Source organism: Streptomyces sp. ISL-43 (assembly GCF_018614195.1).
Classification (GTDB): domain Bacteria; phylum Actinomycetota; class Actinomycetes; order Streptomycetales; family Streptomycetaceae; genus Streptomyces.
In genome coordinates this window covers 109,050-131,823 of sequence record NZ_JAGGOT010000059.1, presented here as the reverse complement: position 1 = coordinate 131,823, position 22,774 = coordinate 109,050, and the positions used below count along the sequence as shown (strand labels likewise).

The 22,774-nt window shown below is 70.2% G+C and carries 17 protein-coding genes and 1 pseudogene; 8 read left to right on the top strand and 10 right to left on the bottom strand.

The genetic code is table 11. The features are described from left to right. Positions 1–14: 14 nt before the first annotated feature. The 6 genes from J7F03_RS31190 to J7F03_RS31165 all read right to left on the bottom strand — a co-directional run bounded on the left by J7F03_RS31190 (position 15) and on the right by J7F03_RS31165 (position 5,345). On the bottom strand, positions 15–998 hold the full coding sequence (locus tag J7F03_RS31190; RefSeq protein ID WP_214955387.1) for an ABC transporter substrate-binding protein: 984 nt from the start codon (positions 996–998) through the stop codon (positions 15–17). Between the two features lie 311 nt (positions 999–1,309). Beyond that, positions 1,310–2,299: a LacI family DNA-binding transcriptional regulator gene (locus tag J7F03_RS31185; RefSeq protein ID WP_214955477.1), complete on the bottom strand. Its 990-nt coding sequence runs from the start codon at positions 2,297–2,299 to the stop codon at positions 1,310–1,312. A gap of 509 nt (positions 2,300–2,808) precedes the next feature. Continuing rightward, positions 2,809–3,345: a hypothetical protein gene (locus tag J7F03_RS31180; RefSeq protein ID WP_214955385.1), complete on the bottom strand. Its 537-nt coding sequence runs from the start codon at positions 3,343–3,345 to the stop codon at positions 2,809–2,811. Positions 3,346–3,567: 222 nt separating this feature from the next. Then, positions 3,568–3,789, bottom strand: a complete 222-nt coding sequence (locus J7F03_RS31175; RefSeq protein ID WP_214955383.1) for a helix-turn-helix transcriptional regulator — start codon at positions 3,787–3,789, stop codon at positions 3,568–3,570. Continuing rightward, on the bottom strand, positions 3,789–4,274 hold the full coding sequence (locus tag J7F03_RS31170) for a DUF2975 domain-containing protein (protein WP_214955381.1): 486 nt from the start codon (positions 4,272–4,274) through the stop codon (positions 3,789–3,791). The genes J7F03_RS31175 and J7F03_RS31170 overlap by 1 nt, the downstream gene beginning before the upstream one ends. A 285-nt stretch (positions 4,275–4,559) precedes the next feature. Further along, a complete protein-coding gene (locus tag J7F03_RS31165; protein ID WP_374104414.1) occupies positions 4,560–5,345 on the bottom strand; it encodes a hypothetical protein in 786 nt (261 codons plus the stop codon). Positions 5,346–5,412: 67 nt separating this feature from the next. On the opposite strand from J7F03_RS31165, the gene J7F03_RS31160 reads away from it, so the two are divergent. From J7F03_RS31160 to dacB, 5 genes are all read left to right on the top strand, one after another. Then, positions 5,413–6,330, top strand: coding sequence for a LysR family transcriptional regulator (locus J7F03_RS31160; RefSeq protein WP_214955377.1), 918 nt, complete (start codon positions 5,413–5,415; stop codon positions 6,328–6,330). A 128-nt stretch (positions 6,331–6,458) separates the two neighbouring features. Then, positions 6,459–6,662 (top strand): DUF4259 domain-containing protein, encoded by a 204-nt coding sequence (locus J7F03_RS31155; protein ID WP_214955375.1) that lies wholly within the window; start codon positions 6,459–6,461, stop codon positions 6,660–6,662. 380 nt (positions 6,663–7,042) lie between these two features. Next, the gene (locus J7F03_RS31150; protein ID WP_374104413.1) at positions 7,043–9,631 is read left to right on the top strand and encodes a SpoIIE family protein phosphatase; all 2,589 of its coding nucleotides are present in this window, start codon (positions 7,043–7,045) and stop codon (positions 9,629–9,631) included. 166 nt (positions 9,632–9,797) lie between these two features. After that, the gene (locus J7F03_RS31145; protein WP_214955371.1) at positions 9,798–10,838 is read left to right on the top strand and encodes a vWA domain-containing protein; all 1,041 of its coding nucleotides are present in this window, start codon (positions 9,798–9,800) and stop codon (positions 10,836–10,838) included. A 261-nt stretch (positions 10,839–11,099) separates the two neighbouring features. Further along, positions 11,100–12,731, top strand: coding sequence for a D-alanyl-D-alanine carboxypeptidase/D-alanyl-D-alanine-endopeptidase (gene dacB / locus J7F03_RS31140; RefSeq protein ID WP_308380030.1), 1,632 nt, complete (start codon positions 11,100–11,102; stop codon positions 12,729–12,731). 336 nt (positions 12,732–13,067) lie between these two features. Here dacB and J7F03_RS31135 read toward each other — a convergent pair whose 3' ends face one another. Next, the gene (locus tag J7F03_RS31135) at positions 13,068–13,529 is read right to left on the bottom strand and encodes a nuclear transport factor 2 family protein (RefSeq protein WP_214955369.1); all 462 of its coding nucleotides are present in this window, start codon (positions 13,527–13,529) and stop codon (positions 13,068–13,070) included. A gap of 666 nt (positions 13,530–14,195) precedes the next feature. Between J7F03_RS31135 and J7F03_RS31130 the strand changes: the two genes are divergently transcribed. Beyond that, complete coding sequence (locus J7F03_RS31130) at positions 14,196–15,203, top strand: calcium-binding protein (RefSeq protein ID WP_308380029.1); 1,008 nt, start codon at positions 14,196–14,198, stop codon at positions 15,201–15,203. Positions 15,204–15,398: 195 nt separating this feature from the next. On the opposite strand, the pseudogene J7F03_RS42785 reads toward J7F03_RS31130, so the two are convergent. After that, a pseudogene (locus J7F03_RS42785) lies at positions 15,399–15,548 on the bottom strand (transposase); the annotation flags it as partial. A gap of 392 nt (positions 15,549–15,940) precedes the next feature. On the opposite strand from J7F03_RS42785, the gene J7F03_RS31120 reads away from it, so the two are divergent. Next, on the top strand, positions 15,941–17,491 hold the full coding sequence (locus J7F03_RS31120) for an FG-GAP-like repeat-containing protein (RefSeq protein ID WP_214955364.1): 1,551 nt from the start codon (positions 15,941–15,943) through the stop codon (positions 17,489–17,491). A gap of 483 nt (positions 17,492–17,974) precedes the next feature. On the opposite strand, the gene J7F03_RS31115 is transcribed toward J7F03_RS31120, so the two are convergent. Continuing rightward, positions 17,975–19,129 carry an ALF repeat-containing protein gene (locus J7F03_RS31115; protein WP_214955362.1) on the bottom strand — a complete coding sequence of 385 codons (1,155 nt, stop codon included), beginning with the start codon at positions 19,127–19,129 and terminating at the stop codon, positions 17,975–17,977. Positions 19,130–19,512: 383 nt separating this feature from the next. Then, positions 19,513–19,641 carry a hypothetical protein gene (locus J7F03_RS42115; RefSeq protein WP_285440513.1) on the bottom strand — a complete coding sequence of 43 codons (129 nt, stop codon included), beginning with the start codon at positions 19,639–19,641 and terminating at the stop codon, positions 19,513–19,515. 922 nt (positions 19,642–20,563) lie between these two features. Between J7F03_RS42115 and J7F03_RS31110 the strand changes: the two genes are divergently transcribed. Further along, a complete protein-coding gene (locus J7F03_RS31110) occupies positions 20,564–22,624 on the top strand; it encodes a calcium-binding protein (protein WP_308380028.1) in 2,061 nt (686 codons plus the stop codon). Positions 22,625–22,774 lie beyond the last annotated feature (150 nt).

The window sequence follows — 22,774 nt, the reverse complement described above, 5'->3', positions numbered from 1 at the left end:
GGTCACCGGGCCGGTCAGTACTGGCGGGTCGGCAGGGCGGCCGCGGCCTGGTCCTGGGTGAAGACGCCCTCTTCGGTCTTGATCCGGCGCGGCACCTCCTCGCCGGCCTTGACCTTCTTGATCAGGTCCATCAGCTGGTCGCCCAGGAGGGGGTTGCACTCGACGAGGACGTTGATCTTGCCCTGACTCATCGCGGTGAAGGCGTCCTTGACACCGTCGACCGAGATGATCTTGATGTCGGTGCCGGGCTTCTTGCCGGCCTCCTCGATGGCCTGGATGGCACCGAGGGCCATGTCGTCGTTGTGCGCGTAGAGCACGTCGATCTCCGGCTGGGACTTCAGGAAGGCCTGCATGACCTCCTTGCCCTTGGCGCGCGTGAAGTCACCGGTCTGGGAGGCCGTGATCTTGAACTTGGCGTCCGTCTTGATGACGTCGGCGAAGCCCGATTTACGGTCGTTGGCCGGGGCGGAGCCGGTGGTGCCCTGCAACTCCACGATGTTCACCGCGTCGCTCTTGCCCTGATACTCCTTCACCAGCCAGTCGCCGGCCTTCTTGCCCTCCTCGACGAAATCCGAACCGAGGAAGGTGGCATAGAGCGACTCGTCCTTGGAGTCCACGGCGCGGTCCGTCAGAACGACCGGGATGTGGGCGGCCTTGGCTTCCTTGAGCACGGTGTCCCAGCCCGACTCGACCACCGGGGAGAAGGCGATGACGTCCACCTTCTGCTGGATGAACGAGCGGATGGCCTTGATCTGGTTCTCCTGCTTCTGCTGGGCGTCGGAGAACTTCAGCGTGATCCCGGCCTTCTTGGCCGCATCCTGGACGGACTTGGTGTTGGCCGTGCGCCACCCGCTCTCCGCGCCGACCTGGGAGAAGCCCACGGTGAGCCGGCCACCGGAACCCTTGGCGTCGGCCGAGCCGCCACCCCCGGAACCGCAAGCGGACAGAACGGCGACCATCGTGCCGGCGACCAGGGCCGCCGCAGCTCTCTTGGACATCTTGGGGTTCCTCTCAAGTGGGGAGGCCGCTCCCGGCGCGGACAGATCGACCGCGGGCAGATCGACAGGGCAGGCCGACCGGCGCGGGAGGCGGTGGGAACACCGTCGGGGGCGGTGGGCGCCCGGTGCGGCGTTGGTGCAGGCGGCGGTACGGCCCGCGCCGTCCGTGTGAACGGGATGTAGCGGTGCCGTTTCGCTTGAGTCAGATTGTTAACGCTCACAATTCTGCGGACAAGGGGGCCGCCATGCCGTTACCCAATCTTGACCACGCCCCCGCGCCGTCCGAGCCCGGACCGCCCGCGGACCGTCGACTACCGACGCGCCACCGGGCCGGCACTGCGGCGCAGCACCATCTCGGGCGAGATCAGCACATGGCTGCGGGCATGGCCGACGCCGGTCAGCTCCTCCACCAGCAGCTCGAGCGCGCGGCGTCCCAGCTCGCCGAAGTCCTGACGCACGGTGGTCAGCGGCGGGGCGAAGTACGCGGCCTCGGGAATGTCGTCGAACCCGACCACGCTGATGTCGCCCGGAATCGCCCGGCCCGCCTCATGGAACGCGCGGAGCAGGCCGAGGGCCATGTGGTCATTGGCGCAGAAGACCGCCGTGACCAGAGGATCTTCGGCGATCCGCAGTCCGGCCTCGTACCCGGACCTCGCGCTCCAGTCGCCGCTCTGTACCGGCGGCACCTCGGCGCCGCAGGCCTCAAGGGCCTTGCGCCAGCCGTCCTGCCGGGTCTTGGTCTCCAGCCAGCCGGGCGGGCCGGCGACGTGGTGGACCGTGGCGTGCCCGAGGTCGAGCAGGTGCCGGGTCGCTGCCAGCGCGCCCGACTCGTTGTCGACGGCGACCATCGGCACTCGGGACTGGCTGCCCGACCCGACCGCGACCACCGGCACCGCGCTGGACAGCTTCGCCACCGCGCTCACCGCCGAGATCTGCGGCGCGATGACGACGATGCCCTCCACACCCTGGTCGCGGAGCCGGTCCACCGCCTCCTGTACGGAGCGGCTGTCCAGCGAGCGCAGGCTCGCGACGCTGACGAAGTACCCCGCACTGCGCGCGGCCTGCTCGATCCCGTCCAGCATCGAGGCGGGCCCGTAGAGTGCGCTGCCGAAACTGACCACCCCGAGGGTCTGGGAGCGGCGGGTGACCAGCGCGCGGGCTGCCGAGTTGGGGCGGTAGTCCAGCTCCCTGATAGCGGCGAGCACCCGGTCCCGGGTGTCGGGCCGGACGTGCGGTGCACCGTTCAGCACCCGGGACACGGTCTGGTGGGACACGCCGGCGACCCGCGCCACATCCGCCATCACAGGCTGGCGGGACTCCGGCTCGGTGCTTGCAGTTCCCACTCAAGGCCCCCTCATCGGTCATATCGGTGCGGATCGCAGCCGGTCAGTGTCTACGAGTGGCGACGCTCGACGGTTGGACCGTGTCGGGATCCGGCCCGTGACGCAGGGCTTCGCAGGCACTACGACTGTCTCACGAGTGCTCACGAGAGTGTATTTGTTCGCGATCACATACTGGCTACCGGCGCCCACTCTGCGATGAAGCCGCTCCCCGGGGCGACGGTCTCGGCAGCCCCGGCCAACGGCGGAACGACGCCCGACCAGCTCACGCACGAGGGGGAGGAGGATCACGGGCGCCGGCGGCGGCCCCGTTCTGGGGCAGGCGAGATGAGCTTCCACAAGGAGCCCGGGCACTGGGTGGTCGGTGAGGTGGGTAACCAGTCGACCGGATACCGCCGGCCTTCCAGAGTCGGCGGCCGATCCGGACCTTCATGGATTCGCCGTCCGCGAGGCGGATGACGAAGGCGTCATCAGCGGCCTTGCGTCCGGCGGCTCTTGGAACGGCGGACCCTGGTCTCCAGCAAAACGCCCATCAGCTCGGTCTCGCCGGGCCCGGTGAGCAGCCGCTTGGGCACGATCAGCATGCCGGCCTTCCAGCCGAGGCGGCCGGTCACGACGTAGACCCGCTCCGTCTCGTAGGAACGGGAAACGGTGCGCCACGGCACCCGCATGAGTTCCTCATGGCCGCGGGAGACGACGTAGCCGGCATCGTCGACGACGGCCTGCTTCTCTCCCGTGGCCTGGTCGGCGCGGAACATGCGGCTGGTGAGCACCGGGGGCAGGAACAGGCCGAGCACACCGTAGACCAGAGCGAGTGCCAGCAGGCCGGCGTTGACCGACCCGCCTTGAGCGGAGAACCTCAGGCTCAGCGCCGCCATCAAGACTGCGGCCACCACGATGAGCCAGCGCAGACGCCGGAACCACCCGGTGGCCGCAACTGCCTCGTCGAATTCCTCCCGCGTCAGGGTTCCGCTGAAGGCGATGGCTGCCTGCCGTATGTCGTCCACGAGCGCGGAGCCTACAGGTCCGCCCGCGACCTGCTCCCCCACCTTCGCAGATCGCGATCGTCGGCCGGGACGGTGCGGTGCGGTGCGGTGCGGTGCGGTGCGGGTCAACCGGAATCCACCCAACGGGGTCGGCACGGGTGATCGGCGATCCACGTCCATACGGTCCACGCGCCGTGTCACGGGCCGGAGGTGCCAGGCGACGTCACGCCCGCCCTCGGCACGTCATCCGCCCGCGGCATCCTCGGCCTCCCAGCGCAGCAGGTCGCCCGGCTGACACTCGAGCACCTCGCAGAGCGCGGCGAGCGTCGCGAAACGCACCGCCTTGGCGCGGCCGTTCTTGAGTACCGCCAGGTTGGCGGGCGTGATCCCCACGCGATCCGCGAGCTCGCCCACGGACATCTTCCGCCTGGCCAGCATCACGTCGATATCGACGGTGATCGCCATCAGATCACCTCGTTCAACTCGGCCTGCATGTGCGCCGCTTCGACGTCACGCGCGACGGCCTGGGCGAGCAGCATCCGCAGCACGAGCACGATGAGCGCGACCCCCAGGATGGCCACGCCAACCCCGCCCATGATGACGGTGACGCCCGGGTCGGCCCGCTGGCCCGGCGCATTGAGGGCCGTGACCGCGAACCACAGGAGGGATGCCGCCACGATCGCGCCGATCACGGCGTCCACGTACCGGAAGGCGGCGTGGGAGAACACGGTTCCGCGTCGCACCATCGCCACCAGCCGCCCTACGCAGACCAGGGCGACCTGGGCCGACAGCATGCCCAGGATCGTGATCACGCGCAGCGGGGTCAGCGGGAGCGAACCGTCCTCCGGGTCGGTGGCCAACGCCCACACCATCAATACCTGTACGAACACGGTGCCGGCGAGCACCACCACGAGCACGGCACGCAGCGCACCCACTGCCAGCTTTCCCATGACCCATCCTTCCATCGAGTTACGATTAAAAACTATCGAATATCGATAGATGAAGCAAGGGCTGGGGCGCCGGCCGGCTGACGGGCGTGAAGAAGCGATCACCTCCCACAACCACAGCTTCAGCTCTGCTGGGCTTGCTCAGCCGGACAGGACCGGGCAACCCGACGTCGGTGGCGACCCGGGGCCAGGATCGTGTCGTAGACCTCGCTGCCCCCAGGGGAGCCCTGGTGAACAGTTCGGTGGCGTCGCCCGGACAGAAGCGCAGGAGGCCACTCGGGTCGACGGCTAGCGGCGGGTGCGGGCGTGCTCCACGGCGGCCGCGGCGAGTCCGGCGATCAGCGGGTGGGCGCGGGTGCCGTCGCCGTCGAGTTCAGGCTGGAAGAGGGTGGCCAGGAAGAAGGGGTGGGCGGCCAGTTCGGCGATGCGGATGTCGCCGGACTCGTCGGCGCCGGTGAAGGTCAGGCCGTGGGCTCGCAGGAGGTCCAAGTGGTGCGGGTTGGGGCCGTAGTTGCAGTGGTAGCGCGCCTTGGTGCGGTCGGCGCCGAGCAGGCGGGCGGCGCGGGATCCGGGGGTGACCCGGACGGTGCCCTCGTGGCCGACCAGCGAGCAGGCCAGCGGGACGACCACGGCGTCCGCCTCGGCGGTGGCCGGGGCGTTCTCGGCGTGTGCGGCACGGTCCAGGCCGCAGACGTTGCGGGCGAACTCCAGCAGGGCGTGCTGGAAGCCGCCGCAGGTGCCCAGGAAGGGGATGCCGCCCTCGCGCGCGGCCCGGATCGCCGTCAGGACTCCGGCCTCACTGCGGTAGGGGCTGCCGGGCAGCACCCAGACGGCGTCGAAGCCGTCCATGCCCTGACCGGCATCCTCGGTGGGAATCCAGTAAGCGTCCAGGTCCAGCCCCTCGTGCAGGCGCAGCGCCTCCAGTAGGCCGGGGATCCGGGCGTGGGAGCGGACGGCCTCGGAGCGGTCGCCGACGAGGGCGATGCGGGCTGTGGTGTGCGAGGGGTGGTGCGAGGGCTCGTTCGAAGTCTGGTGCGTCGGGGTGTTGGGCGTGGCGCTGTTCATAGGAACCATCCTGCGGACCACCGGGCATCAGGTCCAACGAGGATTCACCGTCCGCGCATTAGCGATACTGATGCACATGGATCCGCATCTCCTCCGCACGTTCGTCGCGGTCCTCGACCACCGCTCGTTCTCCACAGCCGCCGCAGCCCTCGGCTACACCCAGTCCGCCGTCTCCCAGCACATCGCCGCGCTCGAAGCGGATCTGGGCACCCGGCTGGTCGAGCGCCGTCCCGTGGCCGCCACCCCGGCCGGCGCCCGGCTGATGGAACACGCCCCCGCGCTGCTGCTCCGCCTGGACGCCGCCCGCGCCGACATCGCCCGACTGCACCGCGCCCCCGCCGACCGGCTGACCCTCGCCTGCTCCCCCGCCGCGCTCGGCGCGTCCGCGGCCCGGGCCCTCGCCCGGCTGCGGGCCGCCGCCCACGTGGACGTCGAAGTACGGGTAGTGGGCCGGGAAGCGGTGATCGAGGAGGTGCTCACGGCCCGCGCCGACCTCGGCCTCATCGACGGCGTGGCCGCACCCAGCGACCCGCTGCCGTTGCCCGACCTCGGCCCGACCGTCACCCTCGCCGCCTCCGAGGAGCCCCTGGCGGTGCTCTTCCCGTGCGGCCACCCCCTGGCGCGGCGGGACGCGGTGCGGCTGACCGACCTGGCGCAGGCCCAGTGGATCGACTCCCCGGACACAGCCGTCCCCCTCGACCGGCTGCGCGCCGTCTGCGGCGCCGACGGATTCCGCCCCCGGATCCGCCACCTCGGCACCGACGTCCACGGCCTGGCCGCACTCGCTGCGGCCGGTCACGGCCTCGCCGTGCTCCCCCTGCCGCTGGCCGCCGCCCTCCCCGGCGTGACGCCGGTCCCGGTCCGGGCCCCCCGCCTGGTCCACCGCACCGAACTGCTCCACCCGGCCGACCCCTCCGCCCCGGCCCGCCGCCTGGCAGACCTCGTGACGGACCGCGGCCCGAGCCGGAGCCGGAGCCACGAGGACTCGCGCTGAGCCGGCCCCACCCACCCTTCCCCCGACCCGGCGCCCACGCGAAGACTCCCGATCGTGTACGACGCCTGAGCCTGCTGTTGTCGGTGCCGCCTGGCACTATCCCGGAGGACCCCGCCGCAAGGAGATTCGTGGGCACCTGGGACGTCGGCCCCTTCGACAACGACACCGCCGCGGATTCTTGTGCTTCCCTCGAGGAGGCCGCCGAGGCCGACCGGCGCGGCCTCATACGGGACACCCCAGAACGGCAGCACACAGCACGCCACCCCCTCCCACCCGTAACGCTCCGCGTTCCGTTCACGAAGTCGCTCACGACGACGGCCGCCGCGTCGTAGTTCCTCACGCCCAGGCTTTCCATGATCGCCACGCGCGAAAGTAGACGAACGCTGACGCTCTGGCCCGAGTCGGCCAGCCGGATCAGCTCCATCTCGTCGGGCTCTGTGTCTTGCTGTCCATGGCCGGGAACTGCGGCAAACGCTCGGACCACCGCCGGCGAGACGCTCACCGTCGCCGGCTTCGGCCGCACTCGCACCGCCATGGCGGTGGTAGCGCGCCACTTCGACGGCGTGGGATGTCCGACGGGCGTACCGCGGGCGGCCGACAGTGCTACAACTGGTTTCGTGGCCCATCCTTGCAACCCGTACCGGGGGCGGCGGTGCGGTCACTGAACGGAAATCGCCCGCACAGCGTCGCCAGGCAGGTATTCATCCTCCAGGTGGCGGTCGTGGTGCTGCTCACCGCCGGTGCGGTGCTGGCGCTGGTGCTCCAGTCGCGCCACGACGTGGACCGCGAGGCCCGCACGCGGTCCGTGGCGGTCGCGCAGACCTTCGCGCGCTCCCTCGGGCTGCAGGAGGCCCTCCGCTCCCCCGATCCCTCCGCGGTCCTCCAGCCACTCGCCGAGGCGACGCGCAAGGCCGCCTCGGTGGACTTCATCGTGGTGATGGACACCCACGGGATCCGCTACACCCACCCCCTCCCCGACCGCATCGGCAAGCGGTTCGTCGGCACGATCGCGCCCTCGCTCGCCGGCCACGTGTACACGGAGAGCGTGGACGGTCCGCTGGGCAAAGAGATCCAGGCCGTGGTGCCGGTCTTCTCCGACGACGGCCGGGTCGTGGCACTGGTGTCCGCCGGCCTCACCGTGAAGAACGTCGCCGGCGTGGTCGACCGGCAGCTCCCCGTGATCCTCGGCGTCAGCGCGGGCGGCCTCGCACTGGCCACCGCGGGCGCGGCACTGATCAGCAGACGCCTCCGACGGCAGACCCACGGGCTCGGCCCGCTGGAGATGACACGGATGTACGAACACCACGACGCGGTGCTGCACGCCGTCCGCGAGGGGGTGCTGATCACCGACGGTGCGGGCCGGCTACTGCTCGCGAACGACGAGGCGAAGCGGCTGCTCCGGCTTCCCCCCGATGCCGAGGGGGCACTCATCGGGGAGCTGCCCGGCCTCGACCGGCACGTGACCGACCTCCTGCTGTCCGGCCGGGAGGCCACCGACGAGGTGCACGAGGCCGGGGACCGGCTGCTCGTGATCAACCAGCGGCCGACGCGGGCCGGCGGCGGGCCCGAGGGGGCTGCCGTCACCATCCGCGACTCCACCGACATGCGTGTCCTGAGCACTCGGGCCGACGCGGCCCGCAGGCGACTGAGGCTGCTGTACGACGCCGGCGTCGGCATCGGCACCACCCTCGACGTAAAGCAGACGGCCCAGGAGCTCGCCGACGTCGCCGTACCGCGCTTCGCGGATTTCGTGACCGTGGACCTGGCGGAGCCCGTGCTCCACGGGGACGAGCCCACCCCGGACGCGGAGCTGCGCCGTACCGGGGTCAGCGGCATCAGCGACGGCGCGCCGCTCTATCCGCGCGGCCGGCTGATCGACTTCCTGCCCTCCACCCCGCAGGCGCGCGGTCTCAGCAGCGGCCGGGCCGAGGTGGTCTCCGCCCTCGCCGACGCACCCGGCTGGTACGCCCAGGACCCGCAGCGGGCTCAGGAGATCATCGACTTCGGGATCCACTCCCTGATCACCGCTCCCCTCACGGCCCGCGGCGTCGTACTCGGCGTGGCCAACTTCTGGCGCTCCCGGAAGCCGGAACCCTTCAACGAGGAGGATCTCTCGCTCGCCGAGGAGCTGGTGGCCCGGGCGGGCATCAGCATCGACAACGCCCGCCGCTACACCCGCGAGCACACCCTGGCCGTGGCGCTCCAGCACAGCCTGCTACCGCGCGACCTGCCCGAGCAGAGCGCCGTCGAGGTGGCGCACTACTACCTGCCCGCCCATTCCGGGGTCGGCGGCGACTGGTTCGACGTGATCCCGCTTCCCGGCAGCCGGGTCGCGCTGGTCGTGGGCGACGTGGTCGGCCACGGACTGCACGCCGCGGCCACCATGGGGCAGCTGCGCACGGCCGTGCTCAACTTCTCCTCCCTGGACCTGCCTCCCGACGAACTCCTGGCCCGTCTCGACGACCTCGTCCAGTACATCGACCAGAGCAGGGAGGGCGGCGCCGACGGCGATGGACTGCTCGGAGCGACCTGCCTGTACGCCGTGTACGACGCGGTGACCCAGCGGTGCACGGTGGCCCGCGCGGGGCACGTGCCACCGTTCGTGGTACGCCCGGACGGCTCGACGGAGATTCCCAACCTGCCCCCGGGCGCGCCACTGGGGCTGGGCGGCTTCCCCTTCGAGTCGGCGGAGCTGGACCTGAGCGAGGGTTCACAACTGGTGCTGTACACCGACGGCCTGATCGAGGACCCGGGTCGGGACATCGACGAGGGGCTCGAGCTGCTCCGTTCGGCACTCGCCCACGCCGACCGGGGGCCGCACGAGACGTGCCGGGCGATCCTGCAGGAGCTGCTGCCGGTGCGCCCCCGGGACGACGTGGCCATCCTGGTCGCGCGGACGCGGGCGCTGGGCGCGGACCGCATCGCCGACTGGGAGGTGCCGTTCGAGCCGAGCGCCGTCGGGGCCGTGCGGACCCGCGCCGTGGAGAAACTGGAGGAATGGGGCTTGTCCGAGCTCGCCTTCGGTACGGAGCTCGTACTCAGCGAACTCGTCACGAACGCCATCCGGCACGGCAGCGCACCGGTCCGCGTTCGGCTGCTGAACGACGACAGGCTGCTGACCTGCGAGGTATCCGACGGCAGCAGCACCTCACCACATCTGCGGTATGCCGCGACCACGGACGAGGGTGGCCGCGGGCTCTTCCTGGTGGCTCAGATCAGCCGCAGGTGGGGCACCCGCTACACGTCCGACGGGAAGATCATCTGGTCCGAGCAGCCGCTGCCGGACTCCGCGGAACACTGAACGGGCCTGCTCACGCCGGAGCCGGGCAGATCCTGGGCTGCTTCACGCTGCCGTACGCGAAACTCGACTCGATCGCGGCGATGGTGCTGGAGTGCCGGGAGCATGATCGATTGTCAGTGGTGGCTGAGAGGATAGGAGCATCAAGTCGGAGGAACGGGGAGTGCTCATGTCCGGAAGCCAGAACTACATCAATCACGTTGCCCTCGTATTGGATGCCAGTTCGTCCATGTCGCACCTGAGCCAGAAAGTCGTCGAAGTCGCCGACCAGCAGATTTCGTATCTGGCGCGCCGATCGCAGGAACTGGACCAGGAAACCCGCGTCACGGTGTACGTCTTCGCCAATAAGGTGGAGTGCGTCATCTACGACAAGGACGTGCTGCGGATGCCGTCCCTGAAGCAGCTGTACCGGGTCGGTGGAATGACGGCTCTGCTGGCGGCCACACTCAAGTCGCAGCGGGAGCTGGCGCAGACCGCTCAACTTTACGGCGACCACAGCTTCCTGACGTTCGTACTGACCGACGGACAGGAGAACGCGAGCCACCGCAACCTGGATGCCCCTTCCAAGGATCCGCGGGAGCTGGTGCGGGCCGTGGCCAAGTTGGTCGAGACGCAGGAGGACAACTGGACCCTGGCCGTCCTGGTTCCGGACCAGATGGGCAAGCGCGAGGCCATGCAGTGCGGTTTCCCGAAGGACAACATCGCCATCTGGGACGCCACGAGCACACAGGGGCTGGAGGAGGCCGGGCAGGTCATCCAGCAGGCGACCGAGAAGTTCATGGTGGGCCGCACCAAGGGCATCCGGGGATCCCGGGCGGTGTTCTCCACGGGTGCCGAGACCGTCAACAAGGAAGCCATCAAGGCAGCCGGTCTCACTCCGGTGAATCCGTCCGAGTACCAGCTGATTCCGGTGGCCCGTGAAGCGGCGATCCGGGACTGGGTCACCGAATGCGGGCACACTTACCGTACCGGTGGCGCTTTCTATCAGCTGAGCAAGTCGGAGAAGATCCAGGCGCGTAAGCAGATCGCGGTGCTGGAGAAGAAGACGGACCGGGTCTACACGGGGCCGGAGGCCCGGGCCGTGCTCGGCCTGCCAAACACGGAAGTTCGCGTCAAGCCCGACCACAACGACGACTTTACGATCTTCGTGCAGAGCACCAGCGTGAACCGGAAGCTGGTACCGAACACGCGGCTCCTGTTGATGGTCTGATCTTGGAAGCCCCCCGGCTCAGCCGGCGGGGCATTTCAAGTTCAGCACGCCACTCGCGCCGCCCAGCACCAGCGACTACGGGGCATGGAGCTGGAGTCAGGGACGGGCTCTCGGGCCGGCGGTTCCCGATGCACACATCGACATGGGCCTCCTGGTGGCGGCCCCCCGTATGCACCGCCCCAGAGCGAGGTGCACGTCCGATGCGGTCGTGCCACGCTGTACACAGGCCTCGGGAGGACAGCCGCGAGAACGGAGCGCGCTGTGAATGGTCCGATCCGCCGCGCATCGCTACGGCGGGGAACGGCCGCCGTCTCTGCCGCGCTGCTGTGCGTGGCACTGGCCCCGGCGGCCGGGGCGGCCCCCACGCCGCCCCCGTCTCCCTCCGCATCCCCGTCCGTCGGCGCACAGTCCGGCGGGCTCGACCCGCGCATCACGCAGATCATGGGGAAGCCGGAGTACCGCCACGCCCAGTGGGGCCTGCTCCAGACGGAGCCGGACGGCGGGCGCGTGGTGCACAGCTTGTTCCCCGACCAGTTCTTCGTCCCCGGGTCCACGGCCAAGCTCATCAGCGTCTCCGGCCCGTGGAAGACGCTCGGCAAGGACCACCGCTTCGTCACCCCGGTGTACGCGCTCGGCGAGCGGAACGGCTCCACGCTCTCCGGCGACCTCGGCCTCGTCGCCCAGGGAGACCTCACCATGGGGGGCAGGACGCGCCCCGACGGCACGGTCGCGTACACCGACCTCGACCACACCTACGCCAACGACTTCCCCGGCGCCGTTCTCACCCCGGAGAACCCGCTCGCCGGGATCGATCAGCTCGCCCGGCAGGTGCGCGCCTCCGGCATCACCCGCCTCGACGGCGACGTGATCGTCGACAGCCGGCTCTTCGCGCCCGACCCGGAGCTCGTCCCCACTCCGGTCCCGCTGATCATCAACGACAACCTGATCGACCTGACGATCACCTCCGGGGACGGGGCCGGCGCGAACGCCCGACTGGACTGGCGTCCGAAGGTCGCTCCGTACCAGGTGACCTCCGAGGTGAAGACGGTCGCGGCGGGGAAACCCAGCGCCGTGACCGTGACCGCGACCGCGACCGACGGCGGCACCCGGATCAAGCTGTCCGGAACCATCGCGGCGGGCGCCAAGCCTCTGGTGCAGACCTCACCGATCACCGATCCGGCTGCCTTCGGCCGTACCGCGTTGATCGAGGCACTCGAACGGGCCGGGGTGCGGGTCACCGCCGACCCGACGGGCCCCAACCCGGTCGCCCGGCTGCCGCGCGATTACGAAGGCCGCCCGCGCGTTGCCGCGTACACCTCCCCGCCCTACGCCCAGTACGCCAAGCTGATCCTTAAGGTCAGCCACAACCTGGGTGCGAACCTCGGTATCTGCCTGATGGCCGTCACGACCGGCAGCCACCAGTGCCAGGACGGTTTCCCGGTCCTCGCCGACTTCTTGGACGGGGCCGGCATCGACCGCACCCAGGCCGAGCTGATGGACGGCCGGGGCGGCAACCCCGCCGACCGCGTCACGCCGGCGGTGCTGGTCCAGACGTTGGCGTACTGGCAGGGCACCCCTGACGCGCAACTCTTCCGGGAGGCGCTGCCCATCCTCGGTGTCGACGGCCTGTTGGCCGACAACTGCCGCAGCTGTCCGGCACGCGGCAAGGTCTTCGCCAAGACCGGTGCGGCCGTGGGAGGGGACTCCCTCAACGACCGGCTGGCCGTCGGCGCCATCACCATCGCCGGCTACCTGGACCGGGGCGACGGCCGCTTCGACACCTTCTACGCGGGCGTCAATGGCGCCTCCACACCGACCGCCAACCCCACCGACGTGCTGGGCATCTCCAACGACCTCGCCAACATCGCCGCCTACCTCCAGGAAGCCCGCTGACACCCGTCCCCGCGACGCCCGCCGACCACCGGTCGTCTGAGAGCTACTCCTCCCCATCGAGGTCGTCCCCGCCCGCCACGGGCTACCGCCTGTACGGGGGCCGGCATGCGGCCATGGTCGGCAGGGGCGGAGGATGTGTGCGCGGCATCGTCGTGGCGGACGGCGCCCCCGAGTCGGCCCCTGCGGGAGGTCAGTCACTGTGGATGCGCGGCCATTGCCCGCCCTCGACGTGCCCCCGCCGACGACAGGTCCCGTCCAGGCCCATGGTCTCAACCGTGCGGTGACGCCACGAGTCGGAGATCGTCGGCGCGACTACGAAACCGACCACACCGCTCTCTACGACCAGAACTCGTCGTATGTCGCTTGGTCGGCCCAGAGCTCCCAACCTTCGACGATCCTGCCGTCGCTGATGTGGAAGACGATCGCGTAGTCCATGTCGAGCTGCTTGCCCTCGCGCGACGCTGTGGCGTGGAGCAGGGCGACTGTATGGGCATCGTTGGCGAGAACATCGTGGAGCTGAGGGCGGTACGTGCCGCCTGACAGCTCGAAGTCACGAGCGAACATCTCGAATGTGGCTTCGCGGCCGTGAAAGTCCCCCGACAGCGGCCCCTGACCCCCGTTGTGCCAGGCGACGTCGGGGTGGAAGACCTCCGCCAGCACTTCCCTGTCGCCAGCCGCAAAGGCCTCCATCGCGCGCCGGAACACGGCGATGTGCGGGTGATCGACCATCAGCACCTCCTGCTCTCCCCGGCAACGTATGCGCCGCGACCAGCGCAGTGGCACATTGACGTCGGCCATTGGGCTGAACGCCGCACAGGGCTGCAGCAGCCGAGGTGACGCGGCTGTGCCGGCCCTGAAAGGAGCGGTCTTCGAAGTGGTCCCGGTCCGGGCAGGTGATGAGGGGCCGTCACGTGTTCCCGCCATTACCTGCCGGTCCTCAGACGGGCCGGCCGGCACCCGCCCTTGGGCAGCGGTCAGCCTGTCCGGCCTTGCATCCTCCAGCAGCGCCGAGACCTCGGCCGGCAGGCCGACGAGTCGGCGTACGTCCAAGGCGCCGAGGTGGGCCGAGAGTGCGGGGCGATGACGGACATCGCGACGCTTCCCTTCGGCGGTGGTCTCCCTTCCGACGGTACGCCGGGCCCGCACCCGTGCCCGGCACGGGGGCCGGTATCGCAAGGACGCTGCGCGTGTGGCCGGTCGGGGACGGGTTGAGCCCGGCCGGTGGATTGCGGCGTGGGTGGCGGTGTGTCGTGGAAGGCCGCATCGGCCTGCGTGGCTTGATCGTCGGGCGGTCCCGGGCAGGGGTCCGGGTGCAACAGTCGACCTCCGTGGCATACCCCCCGGGGTTCCACGGGAGCCGCGGGCAGCAGCGGGACACCGGAGCCCGACGGCGGCGCAGGCGGCAACGGCGCCACCGTCACCGGCACCCTCCCCGTAAACTCCGGCACCACCCTCTACGTGAACGTGAACACCCTTGGCGCCCTGGGCGGCGGCGGCTTTGAAACCCGAGGCGGCGCCGGAGGTGGTTCCAGCGACGTCCGCACCTGCAGCTCGGCCGACTCCGGCTGCACTCTGACCGGCACCGCCGGCACCGACCCCCGCCTGATCGTCGCGGCCGGTGGTGGTGGCGGCAGCGGTGGTCTCGTGGTTCCGGCCCCCGAGGCCGTCGGTGGGGACGCCGGAGACACGGGGGAGGACGGTGGCGACCGGCCGGAGGGCGGGCAGGGCGGTGGCGGCGGGACACAGACCTCCGGCGGCGTGGGCGGGGAATCCTGCCCGTCGGAAGTGTTGCCAGACGGGAACTTCGGCTTGGCGGGTCTCGGGGGCCCCGGCGGCGGAGGCCAGCAATTCAATGCCCTGGGTGGAGGTGGAGGCGGCGGCGGCTGGTTCGGCGGAGGCGGAGGCTGCAGCACCATCTTCCCCGACGGCACGAGAGGTCCCGGTGGTGGCGGTGGCGGGTCGAACCGTGTGCCCGCCGGCGGCAGCTCCGGAATCGCCACGGGGGCGGCTCAGGTGACCATCACCTACGAAACGCCACCGCCCCCCGCCGTCACCTGCGCGACCGCCTCTCCCACCATCACGGGCACCCCCCGCAACGACCGCCTGACCGGCACCCCCAACGACGACGTGATCTTCGCTCTCGCAGGGAACGACCTGGTCGACGGGCTCGGCGGCAACGACCTCATCTGCGGCGGCGACGGCAACGACCGCCTGGCCGGGAACGACGGCAACGACGGCAACGACGGCATCGAAGGCGGCAACGGCAACGACACCCTCACCGGCAACAACGGCGACGACACCCTCACCGGCGGATCCGGCAACGACAGCTTGTCCGGCGGAGCGGGCAACGACACCAACGACGCCGGACCCGGCAACGACGTCCTCGACGGCGGACCGGGCACCAACGTCAACAACGGCGGACCCGGGCACAACATCTGCGCCGGCCCGCCCACCGGACCGGGCTGCAGCTGACGGGGAGGTCACTCCGGCGCCGCACCGACCGGCCCCGCCCGTACCGACCCTTGCCGTACCGACCCCCGTTCCAGCCGTTCGGGCTACGCCACCCTGGGTCCGCCACAGCGCGCTCGCCCCCGTCGGGGCGGGTGCGCTGTGGCGAACACCCGCGACCGCCTCCACGCCGAGGCGTGGTGGCGGGCGTCGGGTGTCGGGCCGGGCCCGCATCGGGTTGATCGCCCTGGTGCGGTCTGCGGCCAGGTCCAGGCGGCGCGACGTGAGGATTCTCAGGTCCACGGCGATGTCGTCGCCGCGGTGCATCGGCTGTAGGTCGCTGCGCATCCGGGCCTGGTCGGCGATGACGAAGGGGTTCGTCGGGTCCGTTGGCCACCCGCTGGGACGACCTCGGTTTACCGTCGGCGTCGATCACCGTGCAGTGATGCTCGGCCTTGCCTGCGTCCGTTCCGGCCCACAGTTCGGGCACGGCCACCTCCGAAGTCGTTCCAGTACCGGTCCCAGCTACCCCGCTCTGCCCCGCGTGTGGCTTCCGCGTCAGAATGAGGGCACCGCTTCGCCGGTCTGATAGCGCGTCCGCCCGACCGGCCATCCCTCAAGGATGACGGGCGGGCGGATGTTCGTGGACTCTGCGGCGAAGCAACCGCCGCTCCATCCGCCCGACAACTCCGCCCGGCCGCGCGCCGGCGCCTGACCGGCTCCCCCGCCCGGCCCGTGACACGAAGGACTCAGAACACCTGATGCAGCGCACCACTTCCCTGAGCATCACCCTGCTCGCAGCCCTCGGGATATTCGGGCTCAACGCCACCGCAGCCGCCGCGGCGCCACAACCGGCGCCGCCTCTCGTCAGGGTCATGCCGCTCGGAGACTCGATCACCGCGGGCGAGGGAAGCTCCGGCGGAGCCGGCTACCGGTCCCGTCTGTGGGAGCTGATGGCCGGCCAGTCCCGTTATACGGCCGACTTCGTCGGTTCCGGCTCCTTCGGCAGCGTCGGGGACCCGGACAACGAGGGCCACAGCGGATGGACCATCGACGGGATCCGATCCGGTATCAACCAGTGGCAGACCGCGGCAGACCCGGACGTCGTCCTGCTCCACATCGGGATCAATGACCTGAAATGGCACAACGCCGACCCGGTCCAGACCGCGGGCAAGTTGTCCGCCCTCGTCGACACGATCCAGGCGAACCGGCCAGGTGTGGCCGTCATCGTCCAGGGCCTGCTCACCGACACTCCCGGGCTCGAACAGCAGACCCGGGACTTCAACGCCGTCATACAAGGCCAGGAATCCGCCAGGCGCGACCGCGGCGAGCGGTTCCGTTACGTCGAGCCGCCCCGCCTGGACGCTGCGGCGGAGCTGCCCGACCAGCTCCACCCCAATGACGCGGGCTACCGCAAGATTGCCCAGGCCTACCATGAAGGACTGGAACAGGCCGTCACCGACGGCTGGGCCGTACGGCCACGCGCGCCGCGGGTCGGCAGCGAGGCCGGCGGCGCAGGTGCCGTGCGGTGGGCCGACTTCGACGGCGACGGCCGCCCCGATCGTCTCACCATCGCCGATTCCGGCGAAGTCAAGGCCTGGCTCAACCACGGCGGCGACACCGGCGGCGGCTGGCAGGAACTCGGCCGCGTCGCCACCGGGCTCACCACCGACCGCACCCGGGTACGCTTCGCCGACTTCGACGGCGACGGCCGCGCCGACTACTGGCTCATCAGCCCCGACGGTGGCGTCAACGTCCACCTCAACCTCGGCGGCGACACCGGCGGCGGGTGGAAGAACCTCGGCAAAGTCGCCTGGGGCACCACCACCCGTCACGACCAGGTCCGCCTCGCCGACTTCGACGGCGACGGCCGCGCCGACTACACCACGATCGCCGACAACGGCGCCCTGAGCGTCCACCTCAACCGCGGCGGCGATCCGGCCGGCGCGGGGGGCTGGTACAACCGCGGCCAGGTAGCCACCGGCACCACCACCGACCGCAGCCGCGTACGCCTCGCGGACTACGACGGCGACGGCCGCGCCGACTACACGGCCATCAGCCCCAGCGGCGCCCTCACCACCTACCTCAACCGCGGAGGAGACGGGCACGGCGGCTGGCAGTTCCTCGGGCAGACCGCCACCGGTGTGACCACCGACCACAACCGGGTCCACCTGGTCGACTTCGACGACGACACCCACGCCGACTATCTCCTCGCCGGAGCGAACGACGGCTTCAGCGCCTACCTGTTCAACGGAGGCGACCCCTCCGGTCCGAACGGCTGGACCCCTATCGGCAGCATTACGGGTGGCTGACCAAGCAGTCCGACGACAACGTCGAAACCGGATCCAGCACCCCTCGGCAACTATCGGGCTGGGTGGTTGGGCCGCGTGCCGACGTCGGCACGCCCCGTGAACACCTCACGTTCCAACGCGTCCGCTGTCGGCTGCAGGAGCGGGCCCGCGCATCGGGGCAGCCTTCGGACCGCCCCCCGTTCCTTGGCGGGCGAACGCCGCCCTGCTGTGCGGGTCTCCCGTCCGGGCGACCCGCACGGGACACGAATCGGCCGGCCGCCTGCGTCTGGCCTTGCCGGCAGGTGCCGCACGTCCCGATGAAGGAGTCCCCACCAGGATCGCCGCCACCCCAGCACCGCCACTGTCGCGGCCGCAACGCGAGCCGCCGCCCGGCCGGCACAGGCGGCACGCGTCGCGCGAACACGGGACCCGGTCCTGCCGCACGACGCGGCGAGGCCGGCCGCGGCGACCGCGGCCGGCCCCGACGGCTGGTGCGTGGCCCAGTCAGCTTGCGGAGGCGGCGCGGCGCATCCGCGCGGCGAGCAAGAGGCCTGCGCCGGCGACGAGTGCGGTGCCCGCACCGCCCGCGATCAAAGCCGAGTCACCCGCGCCGGTTGCGGCGAGGGAGGAACCGCTACCGCCCTGGGGGGTGACGGCGGTGTTACCCGTGCTGGTCCCGGAGCCCGTGCCGGTGCCAGAGCCCGAACCGGTGCCGGGGTTGTTCTGGTCCTGCTGGTCCTTGTTCTTGTCCTTCTCCTGCTGGGTCTTCTTGTCCTTGGCGCGCGCCTCGTGCTGTCCCGTCTTCAGGAACTCGCTGCGGTCGGCGGCAGTGCCCGCCAGCGCGGCGCGGCCGGCCTTGACCAGTTCCGGTCCCCCACCATCGATGATCCTCGCGATCGCGACACGGTTGTCCTGGTCGCGCAGCTCGTACTGGGTCACCTCGAGGAAACGGCGCAGCTCGGCCGGGGTCGGGGAACCGCCCAGGATCTTGCTGATCGCCTCGCTCAGGATGGGGCCGTCCCAGCCTTCGTCGATGCGGGAGAGCTCGACCCGGTCGTCGGAGGCCTGCGCTAGGTACCGTCCCGTCGCCAGGAAGGCGATGCGGTCGGCGGGAGTGCCCTTGAGGGCCTTCTTGCCCGCTTCCCTCATGCCGGGGCCGCCATGGGCGATCAGCCTGGAGATGTCGACCTTGTTGTCGTCGTCGCGCAGCTCGTGCTGAGTGACCTCGTAGAAGTGGCGCAGCTGCTCCAGAGTCACCCTGTCGCTCTGGAACAGCTTGTTGATGCCTTCCTTCAGGCCGGGGCCGGCACCGTTCAGGAGACGGGTGATCAGCACCCTGTAGTCGTCGAGGCGGATCTTGTGCTGGTCGGTCTCGATGAACTTGCGCATGGCCGCGGGGCCGTCGGCTATGGCCTTGCGGCCGGCTTCCTTCATGTACTCGCTGGCCATCGGGTCGGCGATGATCGCGAGGATGGTCTTGCGATCCTGCTCCGCCTGATCCTCGTCGGCCTGGTCAGTGGCCGCCTGGTCGGGTGCGGTCGGAGCCGTCGGATTGGTGGGCGTAGCGGCCTGGCCGGCGGCGAAGGCCGGTGACGCGATGAGGACGACGGGAGCCAGAGCAGCAGTGGTGACCGCCGCGGCGATCCGGGACAACTTCACAGACAAAACCCCCTGGAAAATGTTCTTATCGCGGTACAAGACTCGCCGGCTGCGCCGATGGTTGTACGACGCATCAAGAACGGGAGCAGGAGCGGGTCGGTCGGCCGCGCTCAGGGCGGCACCCCACCGCCAACGCGACAGAACGCTTCCCGGACGGACAGCCCCCGTGCGTGCTCAGTTGGGGCGTTTCCCAGCCGGAGGCCGTCCGGGGGCAGGTGCCCGGATGCGCCGCAAACAGTAGGACGGCCTGGCCATGCTGACCGGCCGGCCGAGGCCGTGGATCGGGGGAAGGTCGGGATCGTCGCGGGCGAGCGACGACGGTAAGAGCACCCCGGCAGCGTGCCGGTTCGCAGGCGGAGCACGCTGCCGGGGTTTCGTGGTGATCAGGTGGTGGAAATGGGCCGCGAACCCCACATCAGGAGCCGGACAGCCCCGCTCCACTCCTCCCCTGTGGCGCCGACCCGCGCCAGCACCTCCTCGGCGGTCGGGCGCCGGCCCGGCTCCTTGGCCAAGCACCCCTCCACCAGGGAAAGGAGCCCTGCCGGAACTACCGCGTGCGTCCTACTGACCTCAACCGCGTGGAAGCACTGGGACGAACGCCGCATCGACCACCTCACGGCCAAGGGGTGAGCAAGCTGCCCAGCTCTCGGGATTGGCTGTCACCCTGCCCTCCGATCGCCGTCCGGTACAGGCGTCAGCCTTCCAGGAGACCCTGCTTGGCGGTGCTGACAAAATCATCCAAGAGCCCGTTCAGCCGTACGCGCAACAGACATGCGGAGCTCCTGAAGTAGGTGTCCGGGCCCCCTCGGAAGCCGCGCTCCGTGCAGAAGCCATGCACCTCGGTACACAGCCCTTCGAGCTCCCAAACGATCGGCCGATGCGTCGGCGTCGGTGTCGGTGTCACCGCCGCCGCCTCCCCACATCGCCTCGGCATGCGCCATCAGCTCCCGTGAAAAACCAACACCACAAGACCGCCTCCGGCCCAGTGACCAGCACCTCCACTCAACGTCGCGGAATCTCGCCACTGACACCGCATTCACCTTCGCCGAACCGAGAAATCGCAACCGCGGCACCCCAGTGACAACCAAACGCGGCACATCACTCGTGAGGATGGATCCTGTCGCCCAGTCGGCGCTGGTCCGCCCGCCGTGAGGCATCGATGCGAACGGCTGGTCGGAAGCTGTGGCTGGCTCGGCGCTCCGGAACTGGTTGTCCGGGCCAGGCGCTGGTCCGCCCGCCGTGAGGCATCGATGCGAACGGCTGGTCGGAAGCTGTGGCTGGCTCGGCGCTCCGGAACTGGTTGTCCGGGCCCGGAGTGGGCGGGTGCGCGAGGTGCCCCGTGAGGGGACTTCGCCATGACGGTCACTCAGCCGGCAACGGGCTGCGCGGACGACGAGAGGCTGGGTGGACTGGATGTCCGTAGTGGTGTGTGGTGTGCGAAGGGCCTTCGGCAGTGCCGCGGCGGGGCGGCGCCTGGTGCGTGCCGGCCGGTCGTTGGCGGTGGCCGCCGGTCTGGCTCTTGCCCTGTCCCTGCCCGGGACCACGCTGGCCGCGGCCGCCGACGGGAACCTGAGCTTCGGCACCGGGAACAACGCGGCCATCTTCTCTCACATCAATGACGAGGCCTTCGCGGTGGCGGTACAGCCCGACGGGAAGACCATCGCCGCCGGGCACTCTGGCGGCGACTTCGCGCTGACCCGCTACAACCCCGACGGCAGCCTCGACAGCACGTTCGGCCCCGGCGGCAGGGTGACCACCGACTTCGGCAGCCAATTCGAATCGGCGAACGGGGTGGCGGTACAGCCCGACGGAAAGATCGTCGCTGTCGGCCGCACCGGCTCGGGCGGCGGCGACTTCGCGCTGGCCCGCTACAACACCAACGGCGACCTCGACAGCATCTTCGACACCGACGGCAGGGTGACCACCGACTTCAGCGGCCAATTCGAATCGGCGAACGGGGTGGCAGTACAGCCCGACGGAAAGATCGTCGCCGTCGGCCGCACCAGCTCGGGCGGCGGCGACTTCGCGCTGGCCCGCTACAACACCAACGGCAGCCTCGACACCACCTTCGACACCGACGGCAGGGTGACCACCGACTTCAACAGCGGCTATGGGGACGAGGCCCATGCGGTGGCGGTGCAGGCGGACGGCAAGATCATCGCCGCCGGCACCGGTTGGCTCAGCGTCGACTTCGTGTTGATGCGCTACAACCCCGACGGCAGCCTGGACACCAGCTTCGGTCCCGATGGAAACGGCAAACTCTTCACCGACTTCGGCAGCTTCCAATTCTCCAGCTTCGACACGGCGTTCGGAGTGGCGGTACAGACCGACGGCAAAATCGTCGCCGCCGGCCACGCCAACTCCAGTAACAGCAACACCGGCAGTCGCTTCGCATTGGCCCGTTACAACACCAACGGCAGCCTCGACCCCACCTTCGACACCGACGGCAAGGTGACCACCGACTTCACCAACGGCATCGACCTGGCGCGCGGGGTGGCACTGCAGGCCGACGGCAGGATCGTTGCCGCCGGCAGCGCCCTCTTCCAGGGCTTCGCCCTGGCCCGCTACAACACCGACGGGAGCCTGGACACCGGCTTCGACACCGACGGCAAGGTGACCACACTCTTCATGACGAACAACGACGGGGCCTGGGGGGTGGCGGTGCAAGCGGATGCCAAGATCGTCGCCGTCGGCCGCGCAGGCGACACCGGCAACTTCGCGCTGGCCCGCTACAACACCGACGGGAGTCTGGACGCCAGCTTCGACTCCGATGGCAAGGTGACCACCGACTTCGGCCACCCGGACCTGTCGGTCGCCAAGACCGGTCCGGACACCGTCAGCCTGGGCGACACGGTCTCCTACACCTTGACCGTGACCAACAACAGCACCATGGCCGCCACCCAGATCACAGTGCAGGACATCCTCGACGGACCCGGTGAAGTGGTCTCGGCGGAGCCCAGTGAGGGCACCTGCCCCGACACTTCCGCCACCACCGCCACATGTGTCCTGGACACTCTCGCCCCCGGCGCCGAGGCCACGGTCACCGTGGTCGTCGAGCCCACGGCGACCGGCACGCTCACCAACACCGCCACCGTGAGCTCCGCGGACGACCCCATCTTGGCCAACAACACCGCCACCGTGACCACGACTGTGGACAACGCCCATGGCTGCACGATCGTCGGCACCAGCCGCGTCGACCGTCTCAGCGGCACGGGAGGTCGCGATGTGATCTGCGCCCTCGGCGGCGACGACACCGTCAGGGCGCACGGCGGCGACGACACCGTCTACGCAGGTCCCGGCAACGACAGCGTCAACGGCGGAGCCGGAAACGACACTCTGATCGGTGGTAGCGGGTCGGACACGCTGACCGGGGGCCCCGGAAGCGACTCGCTCGACACCGTCGACGCGGTCTCCGGCAACGATACGGCCAATGGCGGCCCCGGCACCGACACGTGCACCACCGACCCGGGTGACACCGTCACCCGCTGCCCGTAAGCGGCGTCCCAGCGCCGGCTCCCCCTATCCAAGGTCACCGGACCGGCCACCCTGATGGCGATCCCTCACTTTCGTGAGCCGTATCCCGGAATGGGCCCGGTCGTTGGCCCGTGGGGCCGCTGGAGCTACGGGCCAGCAGGCCCCAGGTCA

Bases quoted from the DNA above. Each gene is read 5' to 3' on its own strand.
- J7F03_RS31175 (WP_214955383.1), bottom strand. From the start codon at position 3,789: ATGGCGATCACCGTCGATATCGACGTGATGCTGGCCAGGCGGAAGATG.
- J7F03_RS31190 (WP_214955387.1), bottom strand. From the start codon at position 998: ATGTCCAAGAGAGCTGCGGCGGCCCTGGTCGCCGGCACGATGGTCGCC.
- J7F03_RS31170 (WP_214955381.1), bottom strand. From the start codon at position 4,274: ATGGGAAAGCTGGCAGTGGGTGCGCTGCGTGCCGTGCTCGTGGTGGTG.
- J7F03_RS31135 (WP_214955369.1), bottom strand. From the start codon at position 13,529: ATGGCCGACGTCAATGTGCCACTGCGCTGGTCGCGGCGCATACGTTGC.
- J7F03_RS31165 (WP_374104414.1), bottom strand. From the start codon at position 5,345: ATGGTTCCTATGAACAGCGCCACGCCCAACACCCCGACGCACCAGACT.
- J7F03_RS31120 (WP_214955364.1), top strand. From the start codon at position 15,941: ATGCAGCGCACCACTTCCCTGAGCATCACCCTGCTCGCAGCCCTCGGG.
- J7F03_RS31185 (WP_214955477.1), bottom strand. From the start codon at position 2,299: ATGGCGGATGTGGCGCGGGTCGCCGGCGTGTCCCACCAGACCGTGTCC.
- J7F03_RS31145 (WP_214955371.1), top strand. From the start codon at position 9,798: ATGTCCGGAAGCCAGAACTACATCAATCACGTTGCCCTCGTATTGGAT.
- J7F03_RS31160 (WP_214955377.1), top strand. From the start codon at position 5,413: ATGGATCCGCATCTCCTCCGCACGTTCGTCGCGGTCCTCGACCACCGC.